We start from the raw sequence: 20032 nt of genomic DNA, 5'->3' as shown, positions 1-20032 counted from the left end.
AGGTCAGGGTCCAAGAGATGTCCGCTGAGCAGAAGAAGAGACCACGCGCCGAGGACGACTGGACGTACGAGATAGTCGGTCTCGTCGCCGTCGTCCTGGTGCTGCTGTGCGGTGCGTGGGGCGCCGCGTACCTCGGTGCGTCCTTCGACGACGCGCCGCCCCCGCCCGGCAACCCCTTCTCGTTCACGGTGGCCCTCGCGAAGGGCGACTACGCCTGGCCGGGCAGCGCGGCGAGCGCGGTGGCGGCCGGCGAGGCCGTCCTGGTCCTCGTACTCGCCCTCTGGGCGTACCGCCTGCGTCAGCGCGCGAAGCGGAAGCCGGACGTCGACGCGGCCGCCGGCCACCTGGCCAAGGGCGAGCAGCTGGGCAAGCTGACGATGAAGGGCGCGGCGGCGACCGCGGAGCGGCTCGGCGTGATGAGCCGGGTCCCGGGCGTGTTCATCGGCCGCTCGGTCAAGGGCAAGCAGCCGCTGTTCGGCTCCTTCGAGGACATGCACGTGGACATCTGGGGACCGCGTACGGGTAAGACGACCCGCCGCGCGATCCCGGCGATCCTCGACGGCCCGGGCGCGGTCCTGGTCACGTCCAACAAGCGGGACATCGTGGACGCCACGCGCGGACCGCGCGAGGCCGTCGGTCCGGTCTGGGTGTTCGACCCGCAGCAGGTGGCGACGGAGCCGCCGGCGTGGTGGTGGAACCCGCTCTCGTACGTCACCGATGTCGCCAAGGCCCGCAAGCTGGCGGACCACTTCGCGTCCGGCTCGCGCGACCCGAACGCCTCCACGGACGCGTACTTCGACCCGGCCGGCCAGGACCTCCTGGCCAACCTGCTCCTGTCGGCCGCCACGGCGAACGCACCGATCACCCAGGTCTACACCTGGCTCGCCAACCCCAAGGACGACACCCCGGAGCGCATCCTGCGCGGCGCCGGCCACGAGATGCCGGCGGACGCGCTGAACGGCGTGCTCACGGCGCCCGACAAGCAGCGCAGCGGTATCTACGGCGTGGCCCAGCAGATGGCGTCGTGCCTGATCAACCCCGAGATCAACAAGTGGGTCACGCCGCTCGACCAGCAGGACACCCGCCCGCAGTTCAACCCGCACGAGTTCGTCCGCAGCCGGGGCACCCTCTACTCCCTGTCCCGCGAGGGCACGGACTCGGCGGGCCCGCTGGTGACGGCCCTGACGGTGGCGACGGTCGAGGCGGCCGAGGAGTACGCGACCACCCAGCGCGGCGGCCGCCTCCCGCAGCCCCTGGTGGGCGTCCTGGACGAGGCGGCGAACGTCTGCCGCTGGCGGGCCCTGCCCGACCTGTACTCGCACTACGGCTCGCGCGGCATCATCCTGATGACGATCCTGCAGTCCTGGGCGCAGGGCGTCGAGGTGTGGGGCGACCGCGGCATGGAGAAGCTGTGGTCCGCCGCGAACATCCGCGTGTACGGCGGCGGTGTCTCGGACACCCGCTTCCTCGGCGACCTCTCGGACCTGGCGGGCGAGTACGAACACCGCGACTACTCCACGACCCGCGAGTCGGAGCACGGCCACTGGTCGGGCAACCGCACGGTCAACGAGTCCGTCCGCCGCGAACGCGTCCTCCACGTCTCGGACCTGGGCTCCATGCCCCCCGGCCGAGCCCTGGTCCTCGCCTCCGGCACAAAGCCTGTCCTGGTCGAAACGATCCCCTGGTGGGAGGGCCCCTACGCCCAGTCGGTCCAGGCGTCACTCGCAACGTACGACCCGGGCGCGAAGCGCTGAGGGGCGTTGAGGGGCGCTAGCTCATGATCCAGGGCGGCGGGGCCGAGGGCCTCGCCGCCCTGGCGGCTATTGGGGGGTGTGCGGGGGGCGGCTGACTTCGTCGATGTCGTCGAGCACGGCACGCGCGCGCCGAACGGTCATCTCCAGGATGTCGCGGTCGAAGTTGCCCGGGTCGCGCTCGTAGCGAGCCTTACCCACTTCTGAGGTGAACGCGCTGGCCGGAATGGAGTCCTCACCCGGCGGCAGGAACTTCAGCATCTCCTCGAACGCCGCGACGGTGTAGGCCACCGCGTCCCGCAGCTTGTAATGCTCCGAATCCGGAGTGTTGAGAAGCTGGATCCCAGCGGATTCAGAGATACGGAAGGCGACCTCCGCGAACTCGCCAGGGTCGATGATCTGCGAGGGCTGATCCCCGCCGAAAGCGGGCGGCGGCGGTGGAATCTCCTCGGCCATGCGGAACGCGAAACGACGAGTCGCCCCACACTGCCGACAAGCACCCTCGTACACAGCCACGATGTCATCGCCGTGCTGCTCCAGCCGATGCTGACGATCGAAGTCGCCGGAACCGCACTCCGCACAGCGGTGCAGATCCATGTACAGATGTGCTTCGAACGATGAACGAGCTGTCAACATCGCAATCCCCCCTCCGGGCCTAGGCCTACGGGCGGGTGTCAGGAGAGCTGACGTGGTCGATGTCGGCCAGGACCGCACGGGCGTTCTTGAGGTAGATGTCGATCAGCCGGCGACTGAACTTCCCCGGGTCCTGCCTGTACCGGTCCAACCCCGCCTCCGACGTGAAGGCACCGACCGGTACCTCATCCTGACCGGGCGGAATGAACTTCAGAACTTCCTCGAATGCCGCGATGCAGTAGACCATTGAATCGCGCAGCTTGTGATGCTCGGATTCAGGAGAGTTGAGGAGCTGAAGTCCTGTGGACTCGGAGATCCGAAACGCAACATCGAGGAATTCCCTCGGGTCGAGGATCTGCGAGGGTTCGGAACCGCCGAAGGCGGGCGGAGGCGGCGGAATCTCTTCAGCCATGCGGAATTCGAAGCGGCGAAGGGCTCCGCACTGCCGACACGCGCCCTCGTACACGGCCACGAAGTCATCGCCGTGCTGCTCCAGCCGGTGCTGACGATCGAAGTCGCCGGAACCGCACTCCGCACAGCGGTGCAGGTCCATGTAGAGATGTGCTTCGAACGATGAGCGAGCTGTCAACATGGCAAGATTCTAAGGGTTGTTCGATGATTTTGGCGTGAAGAGCACGGGGGAGGACATCACGTGGACGGTTCGATCGATCCACGCTTGTTGGCGGACACGCTTGCGGCGGGGGCCGAGGGAGTCTCCGCCGAGGAGTTCCAGGAACAGCGGCGGGCACATCAGGCAACGCTGGTGGCGGCGGCCCGAAGCGAGTTGCGCGATGTGGCGTCGGCGGTTCTGCGTGATCGTTTCGGTTCGCTCGGCCCCGCATGGACAGAGGAGCCAACCCCACGGGAGTACTTGGCCCTCCAGGACTCCCAAGGCAAGCCCATGGCGGCCCTCTGGCTGGACTCCATACCGATGCCGACGGGTCTGGTCGCCCAGTTGGCGACGAACACGACGACGGACCAGTACATCGTTCAGTTCTCCGACGGTCTTCCTCAGGAGCACATGACGCGTGTACTCGCCTACGAGGTGGGTGAGCTCGTCGCCGCACGCGACCGGTCGAGCCAGGGCCTGGCACCGGTACGGGAGAGCCTTCTGGAGCGAGGGGCCGACATCGGTGATCGGCTCGAGCTGTCGAGTCGGGACCACGGCCGGATCGGCGAACTGAACTGGCTCGCCGACCGTGCTGCCGCGCCTCATCTGTCCGATCAGGAGCGAGCGGAGGCCCGCTTCGAACTCTCCGCCCTGCTCGACCACAGCGGCCTCCGCGCCGTGTCGCCCATGACCCAGGAGGCCGCGTTCCAGGCCGAGGACAGGGCCGCGCGGCGACGGCTCCTGGCGTCGACACCGTTCCTCTCCTCAGAAGCCGGTCTTCTCGTCGACCAGCTCGCCCTCCCCATAGAACAACTCGACCCCACCGACGCCGCCACGCTCCAGGCCTCACGGGAGGCGGCCGTCGTCGCGCAGCGGCAGGTCGAGGCGTTCATCGGGCGGCGCGAAGTCACCATGGCCATGCCGGGCTACGACCAGAACGGCGTGCCGCTCCCCCGCGAGCAGGTGGAGCCGGCCTCGGAGCAGTGGGCGGACTACCGCGGTCAGGTGGCTGAGATTGCCGCGCAGACGGTGGAGAACCAGAACGCGGCGGGCGAGATCCCGCAGCGCAAGGTGACGATCGGCGGCGGCGCGAGCCTCTCCGGGCGCGACGATCAGGCCCTGCTCATCGACGCCGTGGGCCGCTGGCACAAGGACCCCGGCAAGGGGATCGTGCAGTCGGCGGACCAGGACCGGGACCTGGCGCAATGGATGGGCGCCGATCCGTACCAGGGGGTCGAGAAGCCCGGCGACCGCATCTCCATTGACGCGGTACGTCTCTGGGAGGACCAACTCGCCACCCGGGGCGACGTGGTGAACGGCCGCGCCCACCTGAAGCTCGACGAGAACGGCACGCTGCTCGCCGAGGCGCAGGCATTCAACAGGGACGGCAGCGAGCGCCCCGGGCCACCTCTGAAGGTGCAGGTCGAAGGTACCCCCAATGTCGCGACCGGTCTGACCCCCGAAGTGGTCCCCGGAATCGTGCGCGACAACAACGAACGCGGGCCGGGTGTGGAGAGCCGCAGCGAGGCCGTACGGCTGCTCAGCGAGCGTCTCCAGGTGCTCGAAGGGCAGAATGTCGCGGGAGCGAGCGAGCTTCGGAAGCAGCTCACCAAGGCCGAGCGGGACGCAGCCGACGCCGCGACGGTCCTCGCCGCCGTCAACTCCTCCAACCTCCGGGAGGCCCTGTTCGACGGGCTGGGGGAAGGGCCCGCCAAGCGGCGCTTGGAAGGCTGCTTCACGACGCTGGATGCCACCGAGAAGTGGGAGACGGCGAGGGAGGCAGCCCCTGGGCGGGTGCTGATGGGCGACGAGGTCGCCGAGAACCGCTTCGACCCGGCGGACGCCGAGCACTGGATCGTCGCCGGTTCCGGCGGGACGGGCGTCGCCAACGCGGAGATCATCCTGCGGGAGAACCCGAACGCGAAGGTGACCATCATCGGTGGGGCACCGCCGCCGGCGCTGAAGCACCAGGTGCAGTACCCGCAGATGCAGGAGGAGTTCAAGGACCGCCTGAACTTCGTCCCCGGGCGCGTGGGCGCCATCGAAACCTTCCAGGGCGAGGATGGCAGAACGTCGTTCCGGCTGAAATACCCGGGCGAGAACGAGGGCGATCCGGAAAGGGTGCTCGAAGGCGACGGCTACGTCGCCTGCCTCGGCCGTACCAACCCCCTTCCCCCCGCCGTGCAGACCTTGGCGAACCAGGTTCGGGACAACCGCGGACGGGTCTCCGGCGACCTGATGTTCGACCAGGACGACCAGTACATCGGCTACGGGTTGACCTTCCGTACCGAGGACGGCAAGGAACACCGTGTCGACGTGGACGGAGCCGCCTCCTGGCAGCTTCCGCGCGAGGTGTTCGCCCCCGAGTCGGGCATCCAGCAGCGGCTGAACGCGATGGGCGGCCGCGCCCTGCCCGCCGAGACCGGCAACGCCTCGCCCGGCTTCTCCCCCATCGCCCGGCAGAGCGCGCTCCGGGCGAGGGCGGTGGCCGCGGAACAGGCCGGGAACGAGAACGCCGTGCAGAGGATTCAGGAGATCCCGCTCCGGTGGCAGCGGCCGGAGCTCTCGACGCCGGCCACGGCCGCGGACGGGCCCTCGAACTCCCCGAGCCCAGCGGCGCCGACCCAGCAGCAGGAAGCAGCCACAGAACGGGGCGTGACGCCCCGGCAGCAGGAAGCGGCCACAGAGCAGGGCGTGACGCCCCAGCAGCAGGGGACCGTGAAGGAGGGCGCCGCGCCCCCGCCGCAGGCCAAGCCCACCGCCACCGTCCCGCAGCAGAGGCCGCCCGCGCCCCCGGCCCCCGCGGCCCCGGCACCCACGCAGGCCCCCGCACCCGCCCCCCAGGCCCCACGCCCCGGGCACCAGTTCTTGCCGGGCGTCCAGGTGACCGGCAGGCGGAGCACCTCGGCTCCCACGCAGCCCCAGCAGGCACCCCCGGACCAGCAGCGCCCCGGGCCGAACCGGGGGCCCGGCCTGGGGGACTGAGACGTCCCGGTCGGTCACACTGCCGGCGGGACGCTCTCGGCGAGTTCGCGGTACGCGGTCGTGATGTCGGCCATCAGGAGCGTCGTGACCTCCTCCGGTGACGGGGTTCCCGCGCTGCCGTGGAGGTCGTAGACGCGCAGGTCACGGGCGGCGGACGCCTTGCGGGCGAGTTCGCGGGCGAAGCGGCCGTTGCCGAGGGGGTCGACGAGGTCCCGGGTGACGGCCAGCTCGCAGGACGTCCGTAGGGCGACCTCCGCGTCCTCGGTGAGGACGTCACCCTGGCCGTCGAGGAAGGACTTCGCGATCAGGACGAGTTCGTCGGCGGAGTACGAGGGGAAATCCACCCGGGTGTTGAAGCGCGAGGCAAGGCCCGGGTTGCTGGACAGCAGCGCGGCCATCTCGTCCGGGTACCCCGCCAGCACCACGATGAGCCGGTGCCGGTCGTCCTCCGCTCGCTTGAGGAGCACCTGCAGGGCCTCCTTGCCGAAGGCGTCGCCGCCCGAGTAGCCGGTGTTGGACAGGCCGTACGCCTCGTCGATGAAGAGAACACCGTCCAGGGCCTCGTCGATGACCCTGGACGTCTTGATCCCCGTCTCTCCTAGGTGCTGCCCGACGAGGTCGACGCGCTGGGTCTCGACGACGTGGCCCCGGTCCAGCAGGCCGAGCCCGGCGAAGATCTTGCCGACGACACGGGCCACGCTGGTCTTGCCCGTGCCGGGCGGCCCCGCGAAGACCAGGTGCAGGGGAGCCGGCGAGGCGGCCAGCCCCTGGCCCCTGCGTACCACCGCCATCCTCAGCTGCGCCGACAGCGCGCGTACCTGCCGCTTCACGGGAGCGAGGCCGATCATCGCCTCCAGTTCGGCCATCGCCTCCTCCAGTAACGCGGCACGCTCCTCCTCCGTCAGGACGCCGGCAGCGGACGAACGCCCGGCCGCCTGAGCCGGCCCACCACCACCGTCCTCGGCGGCGGGTACGCGCTCCGCCCGCGGAACCACCGCGTTCGCCCGCTGAGCCACATCGGCCAGCCCTGGGCTGTACCGAAACGCCGTCTGGAACTGCTTCAGCGCCTCCTCCGCCCGCCCCAGCTCCTCGTTCGCCCGCCCCCGCAGATACGCCAACTCCCCCAGGAATCCGGCATCGTTCGCCAGCGCCCGAGGGAGCGGGTCGAGCACGTTGAGGGCCTCGTGGCAGACCCCCTGGGCGATGAGGCCCGCGGCGACGTAGAGCTGCGACTCGTCGCGCAGGTGCGGGTCCCGGATGCCCTCGGCGTACGACAGCAGGAGGGGCCAGCGCTTCGCCAGGAGGGCGTACCGCGCGCAGACGAAGCGGGTCTCGTCGCAGTCGAGTACGGCCTGCGAGAGCATGCTCCCCGCCGCGTCGAGCAGACCGTCGTCCATATACTTCGCCGCCCGCGCCAGCCAGAGGTCGCGGGAGGTCTCCAGCCGGAAGGTCACGTACCGGCCGATCCGGAACCGCGACACCAGCCGTCTCTGCAACTTCGTGCGCAGGGCGCCGAAGGAGCGCGCCTCGTCGTGCATCGCCTCGATGGCCTGGCCCTGGTTGATCCCGGTGGCGTGGAGCCCGAGCCAGGCGTCGGCGGCCAGCGGATTGTGGTCGATGGCCGAACTGAAGGCGTCGGCGGCAGCGGCCCAGTTACGCATCCTCAGCTGCGTGACGCCTTCGAGCCAGGCCTGCTCGCACTTCCTCATCGAACGCCACGACACGTGCGTATCCGTCACGACGGTTCCCCCGCTGTCATCGGTTGCCTACGGACAGCATCATCGACGACGAGGGGCGGAGAAAGCAGGAGACGTATCCGAAGTACCCGACAGGCGTCAGAGGCCTCAGTGGCCGATGAGGTCGATGAGGTGTTCCGGCCTGACCGGCGTCCTGTTGAGCTCCAGGCCGGTCGCGTTCCGGATCGCCGCCACGACCGCCGGGGTGGACGACAGCGTTGGGGCCTCGCCGATGCCACGGACTCCGTACGGCGCGTTCGGGTCGGCGAGTTCGAGGTAGTCGACCGGGATCGTCGGTGTGTCGAGGATCGTCGGGAGCAGGTAGTCCGTGAAGGACGGGTTCTTCACCTTCGCGGTCTTCGGGTCCACGATGATCTCCTCCATCACCGCGACGCCCAGGCCCTGGACCGTACCGCCCTGGATCTGGCCGACGACCGACAGCGGGTTGAGCGCCTTGCCGACGTCCTGGGCGCAGGCGAGTTCGACGACCTTGACCAGGCCCAGCTCGGTGTCCACCTCCACCACCGCACGGTGCGCGGCGAACGAGTACTGCACGTGCCCGTCGCCCTGGCCGGTGACGAGGTCGAAGGGCTCGGTGGGGCGGTGCCGCCACTCCGCCTCGACCTCCACGACCTCGTCCTCCAGCACGTCCGCGAGGGTGGCCAGGACCTCGCCGCCGGCGGTGACGACCTTGCCGCCCTCGAGCAGCAGCCCGTCCTCGGCCCAAGCGGGCACGTACGAGCCGAACTTGCCCCGGCCGATCTCGAGCACCCGCTCGCGCACGAGCCCGCAGGAGTTCTTGACGGAGCCGCCGGTCATGTACGTCTGGCGGGCCGCCGAGGTCGAACCGGCCGAACCCACCTGGGTGTCGGCGGGGTGGATGGTGACCTGCTGGACGCCGAGCTCGGTGCGGGCGATCTGCGCGTGGATGGTGACGCCGCCCTGGCCGACCTCCGCCATGGCCGTGTGGACCATCGCGACGGGCTCGCCGTTGATGACCTCCAGACGTACCTTCGCGGTGGAGTAGTCGTCGAAGCCCTCCGAGAAGCCGACGTTCTTGACGCCGACCGCATAGCCGATCCCGCGGACGATGCCCTCGCCGTGGGTGGTGTTCGACAGACCGCCCGGCAGGGCGCGTACATCGGCCTCGCCGTCGGCGACCTCCCACTGGTGCCCGGGCGGCAGCGGACGGTCCTTGACCATGCGCAGCAGCTCGGCGACGGGGGCCGGGGAGTCCACGACCTGACCGGTCGGCATGATCGTGCCCTGCTCCATGGCGTTGATCTGGCGCAGCTCCACCGGGTCCATGCCGAGCTTCGCCGCGAGCTTGTCCATCTGCGCCTCGTACGCGAAACACGCCTGGACGGCCCCGAATCCGCGCATCGCGCCGCACGGCGGGTTGTTCGTGTAGAGCCCGACCGCCTCGATGTCGACGTTCTCAACGACGTACGGGCCGGCCGAGAGGGACGCGGCGTTGCCGACGACCGAGGCCGTGGACGACGCGTACGCACCGCCGTCGAGCACGATCCGGCACCGCATGTGCGTGAGCCTGCCGTCCTTGGTGGCACCGTGCTCGTACCAGAGCTTGGCGGGGTGCCGGTGGACGTGGCCGAAGAAGGACTCGTACCGGTTGTAGACCATCTTGACCGGCTTGCCGGTCCGCAGCGCGAGCACGGAGGCGAGGATCTGCATCGAGATGTCCTCCCGGCCACCGAACGCGCCGCCGACGCCGGCCATCGTCATCCGTACCTTCTCCTCGGGCAGGCCGAGGACCGGGGCGATCTGCTTGAGGTCCGAGTGCAGCCACTGGGTGGCGACGTACAGATCGACCCCACCGTCCTCGGACGGCACGGCCAGGCCGGACTCCGGACCGAGGAAGGCCTGGTCCTGCATGCCGAAGACGTACTCGCCGGTGACGACGACATCGGCGCGCCCTGCCGCCTCGTCGGCGTCGCCGCGGATGATCGGCTGACGGTGCACGATGTTCGGGTGCGGGACGCGACCGGCGTGGTGGTCCCGGCGGTTCTCGTGGACCAGCGGGGCGTCGGCGGCGAGGGCGGAGGCCTCGTCGGTGACGACCGGCAGCTCCCTGTACTCGACCCGGATCTTCGCGGCAGCCCGGCGCGCGGTCTCGGGATGGTCGGCGGCCACCAGGGCGACCGGCTCACCGTGGTGCCGGACCTTGCCGTGGGCGAGGACCGGGGTGTCGTTGAACTCCATGCCGTAGTACTTCATCGGGGCGGGCAGGTCGTCGTACGTCATCACCGCGTGGACGCCCGGTACGGTCAGGGCCTCGGCGACGTCGATGGCCACGATCTCGGCGTGCGCGACGGTGGAACGGAGCGTCTGCCCCCAGAGCATGTCCTCGTGCCACATGTCCGAGGAGTACGCGAACTCACCGGTGACCTTCAGGGTGCCGTCGGGACGGAGCGTGGACTCCCCGATGCCGCCCTTGCTCCGGGAGCCTTGGTCGCCCTGGGTGTCCTGGGTGCCCTGGGTGTCCTGGGTGATGCCGGTGGGATTCCCAGCCATGATCAGACCGCCTCATGCTCTTGTCGATGTTCTTCGGGTTTCCAGGCGGAGCCGCGACCCCCGTACGCGGCACGCTGCGCAGAAGTAGACAGCGGGGCTACGACCCGGAGGCAGTCACCGATCGCTCAGAACGACGCTGCGGGGCGCTTGTGGACAACGATGCGTTCCGACCGAGCCAAGCCGCTGAACTGCACGAATCCCTCACCAGCCAAGTCCACCGCGTGCGAAGCTGACGATCATGCGACGACTACGGCTGCGCGAACTCCTGGACGCAGAGGAGCTGGGCCTGCGCCTTCTGGTGGCCCCGGAAGAGGAGGACGAGACACTCCTCGACCGACCCGTGACGGCCGTCCCGATCATCGACCGGGCCGACCCCGGCCGCTTCCTCACCGGCGGCGAACTGGTCCTCACCGGACTCGCCTGGTGGCACGGGGACGGAGACGCGGAGGCGTACGTACGCGTCCTGGACCGAGCGGGCGTCACGGCCCTGGCCGCCGGGGAGGTCGAACACGGCCTGGTCCCGGACGACCTGGTCCACGCCTGCCTACGTCACGGCCTCCCGCTCTTCGCGGTGCGCCCGGAGACGGCTTTCGCCACGATCACGGAGTACGCCCTGCGCCGCCTGCAGGACCAGGACTTCGGCGGCCTGGCGGCCGTCGTGGAACGCCACCGCCAGCTCCTGGCCGCCAAGGACACCCCGGGCTCGGTACTGGAGCTCCTGCGCCACAGCCGAGGCCTGAACGTACGCGTCCTATCCGCGACGGGCCGCCAGGTAGCAGGTGTCAATCCCCCACTGCGCACAAGGACGGCGACGGCCCTGGCATCGAGATACCTGGCAGCACGGAGAGCACACGAGCAGGCTCCGTACCGGTTCACGACAGAAAAAAGGCATTACGACCTCTTCCCGATAGAGGCCCCAGGCGAACGGCCCCAGGCCGCCAAGGAACTGGGCGACTGGCTGATAGTGGCGGAAGCGGACACGTCACTCTGGCCGCCACCGGACCTACAACTCCTGCACCACATAGTGGAGTTGGTAACGGACGCGCGATCCGCACACGAGCGGTCGAAGGCGGCACTCCACGACCTGGCGACCCGCCTCCTCGACCTGATGCGGCGCCGCATCCCACCGGAGGAGATCCCGGTCCGGCTGCGCAGCACGGCGCAGGGCGTGGTCAGCCAGGTCGACACATGGCCACGCTGCCAGTTCGTGGTGGCCGAGGGCACGTGGCAGGGGGACCGCCCCATCCCACCCGAGGCCCTCCGCGTACTCATGGAGGAGGCCCTGCTCCAAGAGCACCCGATACGGATCACACCCCAGGACATAGCCTCCACCACGGACGCGGACCAGACCGTCCTCCTGGCACTGGTCCCCACAGCCGCCCTGGACCTGCCGGCCCTCCAGCGCAGACTCTCGGCGACGCTCACCCGCTGGCTCGGCCCGACGGACAGCGTCTCCATCGGCGCGAGCACCCCGGTGGCGGAGCCCGGCAACGCCCAACGCGCCCTGAACGAGGCCCGTACAGCTCTACGAGTCGCTCAGGACGCCCCGGACCGGGTGACCGTCCAGGGCCCCGAAGACCTCACCCAACACATCCTGTCGCTCCTCCCCCTCATCCCACCCGAAACCCGCCAGGCCTTCGCCACTCGCCTCCTGGGCCCCCTCCGCGACCACGACCGCCGCCACCGAACGGACCTCCTGACCACCCTGGAAACCTTCCTGACCTGCGACGCCTCCTGGACCACCTGCGCCGCCCAACTCCACCTCCACGTCAACTCCCTCCGCCACCGCATCACCCGCATAGAACAACTCACAGGCCGCGACCTGACCCGCCTGGAAACCAAACTGGACTTCCTGGCAGCCCTGAGAGCCCTCTGAAACAAGCCCACGAACCCTGGTGCATCGGGGATGAGGACGGGGCTCCCGCCGGCACGGGAACGCAGAAGGGGCCGGACTCCTCAGAGTCCGACCCCTTCCGGCGAAACAGCTACACGTTGAAGCGGAACTCCACCACGTCGCCGTCCTGCATGACGTACTCCTTGCCCTCCATGCGGGCCTTGCCGGCTGCGCGGGCGTCGGCTACCGAGCCGGTTTCTACGAGGTCGGCGAAGGAGATGACCTCGGCCTTGATGAAGCCCTTCTGGAAGTCCGTGTGGATCACGCCGGCCGCCTCCGGGGCCGTGGCGCCCTTCTTGATCGTCCAGGCTCGGGATTCCTTCGGGCCGGCCGTCAGGTAGGTCTGGAGGCCCAGGGTGTCGAAGCCGACGCGGGCGAGGGTCGCCAGGCCCGGCTCCTCCGCGCCCACCGACTGGAGGAGCTCCATGGCGTCCTCCTCGTCCAGTTCGGCGAGGTCCTGCTCCAGCTTGGCGTTGAGGAAGATCGCCTCCGCCGGGGCCACCAGCGCGCGCTGCTCGTCCTTGAACGAGTCGTCCGTCAGCTCGTCCTCGTCCACGTTGAAGACGTACAGGAACGGCTTCGTGGTGAGGAGGTGCAGGTCGTGGAGGAGCTCCGCCTTGTCCGAGCCCTGCAGGATGCCCTGCGAGAAGAGGGTGTCGCCGCGCTCCAGGATCTCCTTCGCCGCCTCGACCGCCGCGACCTTCGGGGCCACGTCCTTCTTGATCCGGGCCTCCTTCGCCAGGCGCGGGAGGACCTTCTCGATCGTCTGGAGGTCCGCGAGGATCAGCTCCGTGTTGATCGTCTCGATGTCGTCCTTCGGCGAGACCTTGCCGTCGACGTGCACGACGTTCTCATCCTTGAAGGCGCGGATGACCTGGCAGATCGCGTCCGACTCGCGGATGTTCGCCAGGAACTTGTTGCCCAGGCCCTCACCCTCGCTCGCGCCGCGGACGATGCCCGCGATGTCGACGAAGTCGACCGTCGCCGGGAGCACCCGCTGCGAGCTGAAGATCTCCGCCAGCTTCGTCAGGCGGGCGTCCGGGACACCGACGACGCCGACGTTCGGCTCGATCGTGGCGAACGGGTAGTTGGCCGCCAGGACGTCGTTCTTGGTCAGGGCGTTGAACAGGGTCGACTTGCCGACATTCGGCAGACCGACGATTCCGATCGTGAGCGACACGGTGGCGACCTTCTGGAGTAAGTGCGCGGGTGGGGCGATCCCCCAGTTTACGGGGGGTCCGAACCGGCCTGTGACGCCGACCTTCGGCCGTTCTCTACGGCTACGTCACCCAAAGGGCGTGTCCTGGGCCGCCCCACCACCCCCTCCCGACCTACGTTGGTGTAGTGGAGCAGCAACGGACAAGTCAGCCTCAAGGCCGCCGGCGGCCGCAAAACCCCGTCACGCCGCCCGGCGCACTCGTCGAGGGCGCCGCCGTCTACCGCGTCGCCGCCCGCCCGGGCCGCGGCCGGGTCGAGCGGGCCACGCCCTCCGGGGCGCCCGTCGGGCCGCCCGTGCCCGTCACCGTTCCCGTACGACGGCCCGCGGCCCCGGTCGCGCCCTTCGTCCTCGCCCTCCGGCGGTTGCCCAACCCCCGGCTCACCGGCCTCGGCGCCGGGCTCTTCGCCTCCGCCACCATGCTGGTCCTCGGCTTCCTCGACTGGCTGCTCCTCGACGGCTCGCCCCTCGTCTACGGGCTCCTGTTCCTGCCCGTCAGCGCCCTGACCGCGCTCTGGGTCCGCACCGCCGACCTCGTCTCGGCCCCCATCAGCGTGCCCATCGCCTTCGCCGTCGGCGTCGTGCCCATCTCCGGCGGTTCCGGCGGCTTCGGCGGGCAGGCCATGGCCGTCGTCACCGCCCTCGCCGTGCACGCCGGGTGGCTGTACGGCGGCACCCTCGTCGCCGGTCTGATCACCAGCGTCCGGAAGGTACGCGACATGGGGCGCCGGCAGCGCGCCGTCGCCGCCCGGGCGAGGAATCGTTCCGGTGGGGGGAAGGGTGCCGGTGCCGGCGCCGGTGTGACCGGCAAGGGCCCCGCCGCGGCTCAGCGGCGGGGCGCTCCCTAGGAGGGCGAGGCGCCGAGGGCCAGACCCCGCCTGCAGCTAGGGCTGCGGGCGCCTGCCCGCCGCCATCGCCGCGCCCACGATCCCCGCGTTGTTCTCCAGCTCCGCCGGCACGATCTCCGCCCTGATGTCCTCGATCAGCGGCAGGAACTTGTCCGCCTTCCGGCTCACTCCCCCGCCGATGATGAACAGTTCCGGCGAGAACAGCATCTCCACGTGCGCCAGGTACTTCTGCAGGCGACGCGTCGCCCAGTGCTCCCAGCTGAGGTCCTCGTCCTCCTTGGCCTTCGTCGACGCCCGCTTCTCCGCGTCGTGGCCCTTCAGCTCCAGGTGGCCCAGCTCCGTGTTCGGCACGAGCCGGCCGTCCACGAAGAGCGCCGAGCCGATCCCCGTACCGAGCGTCAGCAGGATCACGGTGCCCTTACGGCCCCGGCCCGCGCCGAAGGTCATCTCGGCGATCCCGGCCGCGTCCGCGTCGTTCAGGATCGTCACCTCCAGGCCGCCGAGCCGGTCGCGGAGCAGCTTGCCCGCGTCCATGTCGATCCAGCCCTTGTCGACGTTGGCCGCCGTCCGGATCACCGAACCGGTGACCACGCCCGGGAAGGTGACGCCCACCGGGCCGGTCCAGCCGAAGTTCTCCACGACCTCGACGACACATCCCGCCACACCGTCGGGTGTGGCGGGATGCGGGGTCAGTACCTTGTGGCGGGGCTCGGCCAGCTCGCCGCGCTCCAGGTCCACGGGAGCGCCCTTGATGCCCGAACCGCCGATGTCCACTCCGAAGACGTTCATGAACCCACGGTAAGGGCTCGAGCGCGGAGTGACTCCTCGAACGGCTCCCGAGCCCGGAGCCGTTACTCCTTGGTCAGCTCGGCCGCTTCCGCGCGCAGGTCCTTGTTCCGGAGCTCCTTCGGCAGCGAGAACGTCAGCGACTCGTCGGCCGTCTTGACGATCTCCACGTCCACGTAGCCCCGCTCCGAGAGCCACTCCAGGACCTCCTGCACCAGGACGTCCGGTACGGACGCGCCCGACGACAGGCCCACCGAGGTGACGCCCTCCAGCCAGGCCTCGTCGATCTCGCTCGCGAAGTCCACCAGGTACGCGGCCGGGACGCCGGCCTGCTTGGCGACCTCGACCATGCGGATCGAGTTCGAGGAGTTCTTCGAGCCGACGACGATCACCAGGTCGGCCTGGCCCGCGAGCTCCTTGATGGCGAGCTGGCGGTTCTGCGTGGCGTAGCAGATGTCGTCGGACGGCGGGGAGATCAGCTGCGGGAACTTCTCCTTCAGCGCGTCCACCGTCTCCATCGTCTCGTCCACCGAGAGCGTGGTCTGCGACAGCCAGACGACCCTGGACGGGTCGCGCACCTCCACCTTGGCGACGTCCTCGGGGCCGTCGACCAGCTGGATGTGGTCGGGGGCCTCGCCGGAGGTGCCGATGACCTCCTCGTGGCCCTCGTGGCCGATCAGGAGGATGTCGAAGTCCTCCTTGGCGAACCGGACCGCCTCCTTGTGGACCTTCGTGACCAGCGGGCAGGTGGCGTCGATGGTCTTCAGGCGACCCTCCCGGGCCTCCTCGTGCACGGTCGGGGCCACGCCGTGCGCCGAGAACATCACGATGTTGCCCGGCGGCACCTCGGTCGCCTGGTCGACGAAGATCGCGCCCTTCCGCTCCAGGGTCTGGACGACGTACTTGTTGTGCACGATCTCGTGGCGCACGTAGATCGGCGCGCCGTACTGCTCCAGGGCCTTCTCCACGGCGATCACGGCACGGTCCACACCCGCGCAGTAGCCGCGGGGAGCGGCGAGGAGGACACGCTTCGGGCGGTGGGTCGCGGGCGTCGCAGTCATGCGTCCCATCGTAAAGGGTGCGTACGAACACAGCTCGCGACGGCTGCGGCCCGGCGTACGAACACAGCTCGCGACGGCTGCGGCCCGCCACGCCGCGTCGGTACGGCCCCCGATCCGTACCGTGGCCGAGACTGGGCCCATGGCCGAGGAAGCACAGGTGGCAGCGCACACCGGACTGCGGCGGACCCTGGGGTTCCGCGACCTTGTCGTCTACGGGCTGCTCTTCATCGCGCCGATGGCCCCCGTCGGGATCTACGGCACCTTGGACGCGAAGTCGCACGGCGCGGTGGCACTGGTGTACGTGGTGGCCACGGTCGCGATGGCGTTCACGGCCTTCAGTTACGCGCAGATGGTGCGGGTCGCCCCGTTCGCCGGCTCCGTCTTCACGTACGCCCGCAAGGGGCTCGGCGAGGGGCCGGGGTTCATCGCCGGGTGGATGGCGATGCTCGACTACCTCCTCATCCCGGCCGTCGCGTACCTCTTCGCCGGCATCGCCATGGAGGCGCTGGTCCCGGAGGTGGACCAGTGGGTGTGGACGGCGATCGCCGTGGTCGTCACGACGCTGCTCAATCTGTGGGGCGTACGGGCGGCGGCGCGCGTCGGCTTCGCCGTGCTCGCCATGGAGATCGTGGTGCTGCTGATCTTCGTCGTGTCGGCGGTGGTCGTGCTCGTACGGGACGGGGCGCGGCGCGACTGGTGGTCGCCGCTGGCCGGGGACGGGACGTTCTCGACGGCGGCCGTGGTGGGCGCGGTTTCGGTGGCCGTGCTCTCGTACCTCGGTTTCGACGCGATCGCCTCCTTCGCCGAGGAGGTCACCGGGGGCTCGGAGAAGGTGGCGCGGGCGGTGCTGTTCTGTCTGGCGCTCGCGGGTGTCCTCTTCGTGGCCCAGACCTACCTCGTCGCCCTCCTCGAACCGCTGTCGTCGGCCCAGCTCGCGGCCGACCCGGGGAAGCAGGGGTCCGCCTTCTACGACGCCGTGGACGTGTCGGTGGGGACCTGGCTGCACGACCTGGTGGCGGTCTCCAAGGCGATCGGGGCCGCCTTCGCCGCGCTCGCGGGCCAGGCGGCGGCGGGCCGGCTGCTCTTCGCGATGGGGCGGGAGCGGCGACTGCCGCGGCTGCTGGCCCGTACCGACTCGGGGGTGCCGCGGGTGGCGCTCCTGATCGCGGCGACGGTCACGATGGTGGCGGCCGTGTGGGCGGCCCAGCGGGACGACGGCCTGGACCACCTGGTCTCGGTCGTCGACGTCGGGGCGCTCACGGCGTTCGTGCTGCTGCACGCGAGCGTGGTGGGGTGGTTCGCGGTACGCCGGATGGAGGGGCCGCCGCACTGGTTCCGGCACGTGGTCATGCCCGTGGTCGGGGCGGCCATCCTGATCGCGGTGATCTTCGAGGCGTCGGTGGCGGCCCAGGTGGTGGGTGTGATCTGGCTGGCCGTGGGGCTCGTGGTGCTGGGCGTGCAAGGGACTGCGCAGCGGAGTACGTGAAGCGGCCACGTGTGCGGGCAGCGGCCACGCGCGCGTGAACCGGCGAACGCCGCCCACGCCGCATGACCGCACGACCGCCTGACCGCATGACCGGCTGGACCGCATGCCCGGCTGACCGCATGACCGCATGACCACCTGACCGCCTGACCGGCTGCATCGACGCCTGCCCGAATCGACGACCACCCGCCGACCACCACCCCGCCTGTCGGTGGCGTTCACTACGCTCTGCGCATGGGTCTCACTACGTCCGCCGAAGCGCCGCTGCCCGTCGGAGAGGTCTCCCGGCTCATCGGGGGGTGGATCGACCGGCTCGGTGCCATCTGGGTCGAGGGTCAGATCACGCAGCTGTCGCGCCGGCCGGGCGCCGGGGTCGTGTTCCTGACGCTGCGGGATCCCTCCTACGACATCTCCATCGGCGTCACCTGCTACCGCCAGGTCTTCGACTCCGTCGCCGACATCGTCTCCGAGGGCGCCCGTGTCGTCGTGCACGCCAAGCCCGAGTGGTACGCGCCGCGCGGGCAGCTGTCGCTGCGGGCCGTGGAGATCAAGCCGGTCGGCATCGGGGAGCTCCTCGCCCGCCTGGAGCAGCTCAAGCGGAGCCTCGGCGCCGAGGGACTCTTCGCGCTCGACCGAAAGAAGCCGCTGCCCTTCCTGCCCCACCTCGTCGGCCTCGTCTGCGGCCGGGCATCCGCCGCCGAGCGCGACGTCCTGGAGAACGCGCGGCGCCGCTGGCCCGCCGTCCGCTTCGAGGTGCGGAACGTGGCCGTGCAGGGCGTGAAGGCCGTGCCCCAGGTCGTCCAGGCCGTGAAGGAGCTGGACGCGCACGACGACGTGGACGTGATCATCGTGGCGCGCGGCGGCGGCAGCGTCGAGGATCTGCTGCCGTTCTCGGACGAGCAGCTGATCCGGGCCGTCGCGCAGTGCCGTACGCCGGTGGTCTCCGCGATCGGCCACGAACCGGACTCGCCGCTCCTCGACCTCGTCGCCGACCTGCGCGCCTCCACGCCGACCGACGCCGCCAAGAAGGTCGTACCGGACGTCGGCGAGGAACTGGACCGGGTGCAGGCCCTGCGCGACCGGGCCCTGCGGACCGTGCGGGGGCTGCTCGACCGGGAGGAGCGCGGGCTCGCGCACGCCCTGGCGCGGCCGGTCATGGAGCACCCGCAGCGGATGGTCGAGCAGCGCGAGGACGAGCTCGACGCGCTGCTCCACCGCAGCCGCCGGACCCTCGGGCATCTGCTCGACCGGGCCGACTCCGAGCTGTCGCACACCCGGGCCCGGGTCAGGGCGCTTTCGCCGGCCGCGACGATGGAGCGGGGGTACGCCGTGCTCCAGCGGGCGGACGGGGCGGTCGTCCGGTCCCCGGAGGAGGTCGCGGTGGACGAGGAGCTGCGGGCCCGGGTCTCGGCGGGCGAGTTCACGGTACGGCGCGTTGTCGGACCCGACGCATAGGGTGGATCCCATGGCAGCCACCACCGAAGAGACGCTCGGATACGAGCAGGCACGCGACGAGTTGATCGAGGTCGTTCGCCGTCTGGAGACGGGCGGAACGTCCCTGGAGGAGTCGCTCGCGCTCTGGGAGCGTGGGGAGGAATTGGCGAAGGTCTGCCGGCGTTGGCTGGAGGGCGCACGGGCCCGCCTCGACGCCGCCACGTCCACCTCGGAGGACGAGGGCGACGACGAGGACGAGAACCAGGGCTAGGGCAGCGTCCAGGCCCGCAGCCGCCCGACGGCCCCGCGCCGGGTTCCCGTCCCGGGTCCCGTACCATGACGGTGTGAACCGGATCACTATCCGCTTGGATTAGTTGAAACTTCACCAAACACCGCCGTACGGTGAGGGCATCGCTTGAACCCCCCTTGCAGTCCGGAAGGTACGCCGCATGTCCCTCGTTCTTGACTCCGCCGCCCAGGACCTCCTCTTCCGTGAGGCCCGCACCGCCAACACCTTCACCGACGAGCCGGTGACCGACGAGCAGGTCCAGGCGATCTACGACCTGGTCAAGTACGGGCCGACCGCCTTCAACCAGACCCCGCTGCGCATCACGCTGGTCCGCTCCCCCGAGGCCCGCGAGCGCCTGGTGAAGCACATGGCCGAGGGCAACCAGCCGAAGACCGCCACCGCCCCGCTGGTCGCGATACTCTCCGCCGACAACGAGTTCCACGAGGAGCTCCCGAGCCTGCTGCCGCACTTCCCGCAGGCCAAGGACATGTTCTTCTCCGAGCGCCCGGCCCGTGAGGGTTCGGCCCTGCTGAACGCCGCCCTCCAGGCCGCGTACTTCATCGTGGGCGTCCGCGCCGCCGGCCTGGCCGCCGGCCCGATGACCGGTCTCGACTTCGCGGGCCTCCAGAAGGAGTTCCTGGACGACGACCACACCCCGCTGATGGTCGTCAACATCGGCAAGCCGGGCGAGGACGCCTGGTTCCCGCGCTCCCCGCGCCTGGCCTACGACGACGTCGTCACCACCGTCTGAGCCTCACGCACGCACAGGGAAAG

General features: G+C 70.1%; 15 protein-coding genes. 8 read left to right on the top strand and 7 right to left on the bottom strand.

Annotated elements, in window-relative coordinates:
• Positions 1 to 17 precede the first annotated feature (17 nt).
• Positions 18 to 1754 (top strand): type IV secretory system conjugative DNA transfer family protein, encoded by a 1737-nt coding sequence (locus ACWCO8_RS16045; protein WP_362010981.1) that lies wholly within the window; start codon positions 18 to 20, stop codon positions 1752 to 1754.
• A gap of 66 nt (positions 1755 to 1820) precedes the next feature.
• Here ACWCO8_RS16045 and ACWCO8_RS16040 read toward each other — a convergent pair whose 3' ends face one another.
• Both ACWCO8_RS16040 and ACWCO8_RS16035 read right to left on the bottom strand, forming a co-directional pair.
• Positions 1821 to 2348, bottom strand: coding sequence for a hypothetical protein (locus ACWCO8_RS16040; protein WP_451032699.1), 528 nt, complete (start codon positions 2346 to 2348; stop codon positions 1821 to 1823).
• 64 nt (positions 2349 to 2412) lie between these two features.
• Positions 2413 to 2976 carry a hypothetical protein gene (locus tag ACWCO8_RS16035; RefSeq protein ID WP_451032698.1) on the bottom strand — a complete coding sequence of 188 codons (564 nt, stop codon included), beginning with the start codon at positions 2974 to 2976 and terminating at the stop codon, positions 2413 to 2415.
• Between the two features lie 309 nt (positions 2977 to 3285).
• Between ACWCO8_RS16035 and ACWCO8_RS16030 the strand changes: the two genes are divergently transcribed.
• A complete protein-coding gene (locus tag ACWCO8_RS16030; RefSeq protein ID WP_451032697.1) occupies positions 3286 to 5979 on the top strand; it encodes a hypothetical protein in 2694 nt (897 codons plus the stop codon).
• Positions 5980 to 5993: 14 nt separating this feature from the next.
• Here the strand turns inward: ACWCO8_RS16030 and ACWCO8_RS16025 are convergent, their stop codons facing one another.
• Together ACWCO8_RS16025 and pucD are read right to left on the bottom strand one after the other, a co-directional pair.
• Positions 5994 to 7718, bottom strand: a complete 1725-nt coding sequence (locus tag ACWCO8_RS16025; RefSeq protein ID WP_451032696.1) for an AAA family ATPase — start codon at positions 7716 to 7718, stop codon at positions 5994 to 5996.
• A gap of 105 nt (positions 7719 to 7823) precedes the next feature.
• Positions 7824 to 10247, bottom strand: a complete 2424-nt coding sequence (gene pucD / locus ACWCO8_RS16020; RefSeq protein ID WP_451032695.1) for a xanthine dehydrogenase subunit D — start codon at positions 10245 to 10247, stop codon at positions 7824 to 7826.
• A gap of 238 nt (positions 10248 to 10485) precedes the next feature.
• On the opposite strand from pucD, the gene ACWCO8_RS16015 reads away from it, so the two are divergent.
• The gene (locus ACWCO8_RS16015; protein WP_451032694.1) at positions 10486 to 12123 is read left to right on the top strand and encodes a PucR family transcriptional regulator; all 1638 of its coding nucleotides are present in this window, start codon (positions 10486 to 10488) and stop codon (positions 12121 to 12123) included.
• 109 nt (positions 12124 to 12232) lie between these two features.
• Here the strand turns inward: ACWCO8_RS16015 and ychF are convergent, their stop codons facing one another.
• Positions 12233 to 13321: a redox-regulated ATPase YchF gene (gene ychF / locus ACWCO8_RS16010; protein ID WP_451032693.1), complete on the bottom strand. Its 1089-nt coding sequence runs from the start codon at positions 13319 to 13321 to the stop codon at positions 12233 to 12235.
• A gap of 164 nt (positions 13322 to 13485) precedes the next feature.
• Between ychF and ACWCO8_RS16005 the strand changes: the two genes are divergently transcribed.
• Positions 13486 to 14205: a DUF6542 domain-containing protein gene (locus tag ACWCO8_RS16005; protein ID WP_451032692.1), complete on the top strand. Its 720-nt coding sequence runs from the start codon at positions 13486 to 13488 to the stop codon at positions 14203 to 14205.
• Between the two features lie 36 nt (positions 14206 to 14241).
• Here the strand turns inward: ACWCO8_RS16005 and ppgK are convergent, their stop codons facing one another.
• Complete coding sequence (gene ppgK / locus ACWCO8_RS16000) at positions 14242 to 14994, bottom strand: polyphosphate--glucose phosphotransferase (RefSeq protein WP_451032691.1); 753 nt, start codon at positions 14992 to 14994, stop codon at positions 14242 to 14244.
• A 62-nt stretch (positions 14995 to 15056) separates the two neighbouring features.
• Complete coding sequence (locus ACWCO8_RS15995) at positions 15057 to 16061, bottom strand: 4-hydroxy-3-methylbut-2-enyl diphosphate reductase (RefSeq protein ID WP_362010954.1); 1005 nt, start codon at positions 16059 to 16061, stop codon at positions 15057 to 15059.
• 130 nt (positions 16062 to 16191) lie between these two features.
• Here ACWCO8_RS15995 and ACWCO8_RS15990 point away from each other — a divergent pair, with 130 nt between their 5' ends.
• From ACWCO8_RS15990 to ACWCO8_RS15975, 4 genes are all read left to right on the top strand, one after another.
• A complete protein-coding gene (locus tag ACWCO8_RS15990) occupies positions 16192 to 17538 on the top strand; it encodes an APC family permease (protein WP_451032690.1) in 1347 nt (448 codons plus the stop codon).
• Between the two features lie 231 nt (positions 17539 to 17769).
• Complete coding sequence (xseA, locus tag ACWCO8_RS15985; RefSeq protein ID WP_451032689.1) at positions 17770 to 18990, top strand: exodeoxyribonuclease VII large subunit; 1221 nt, start codon at positions 17770 to 17772, stop codon at positions 18988 to 18990.
• Positions 18991 to 19000: 10 nt separating this feature from the next.
• Positions 19001 to 19240 (top strand): exodeoxyribonuclease VII small subunit, encoded by a 240-nt coding sequence (locus ACWCO8_RS15980; protein WP_451032688.1) that lies wholly within the window; start codon positions 19001 to 19003, stop codon positions 19238 to 19240.
• Between the two features lie 178 nt (positions 19241 to 19418).
• Positions 19419 to 20009: a malonic semialdehyde reductase gene (locus ACWCO8_RS15975; protein ID WP_451032687.1), complete on the top strand. Its 591-nt coding sequence runs from the start codon at positions 19419 to 19421 to the stop codon at positions 20007 to 20009.
• Positions 20010 to 20032: the final 23 nt, after the last annotated feature.

It is taken from the genome of Streptomyces sp. NPDC001927 (genome assembly GCF_053594455.1).
This window is presented reverse-complemented; position numbering and strand designations above follow the sequence as displayed.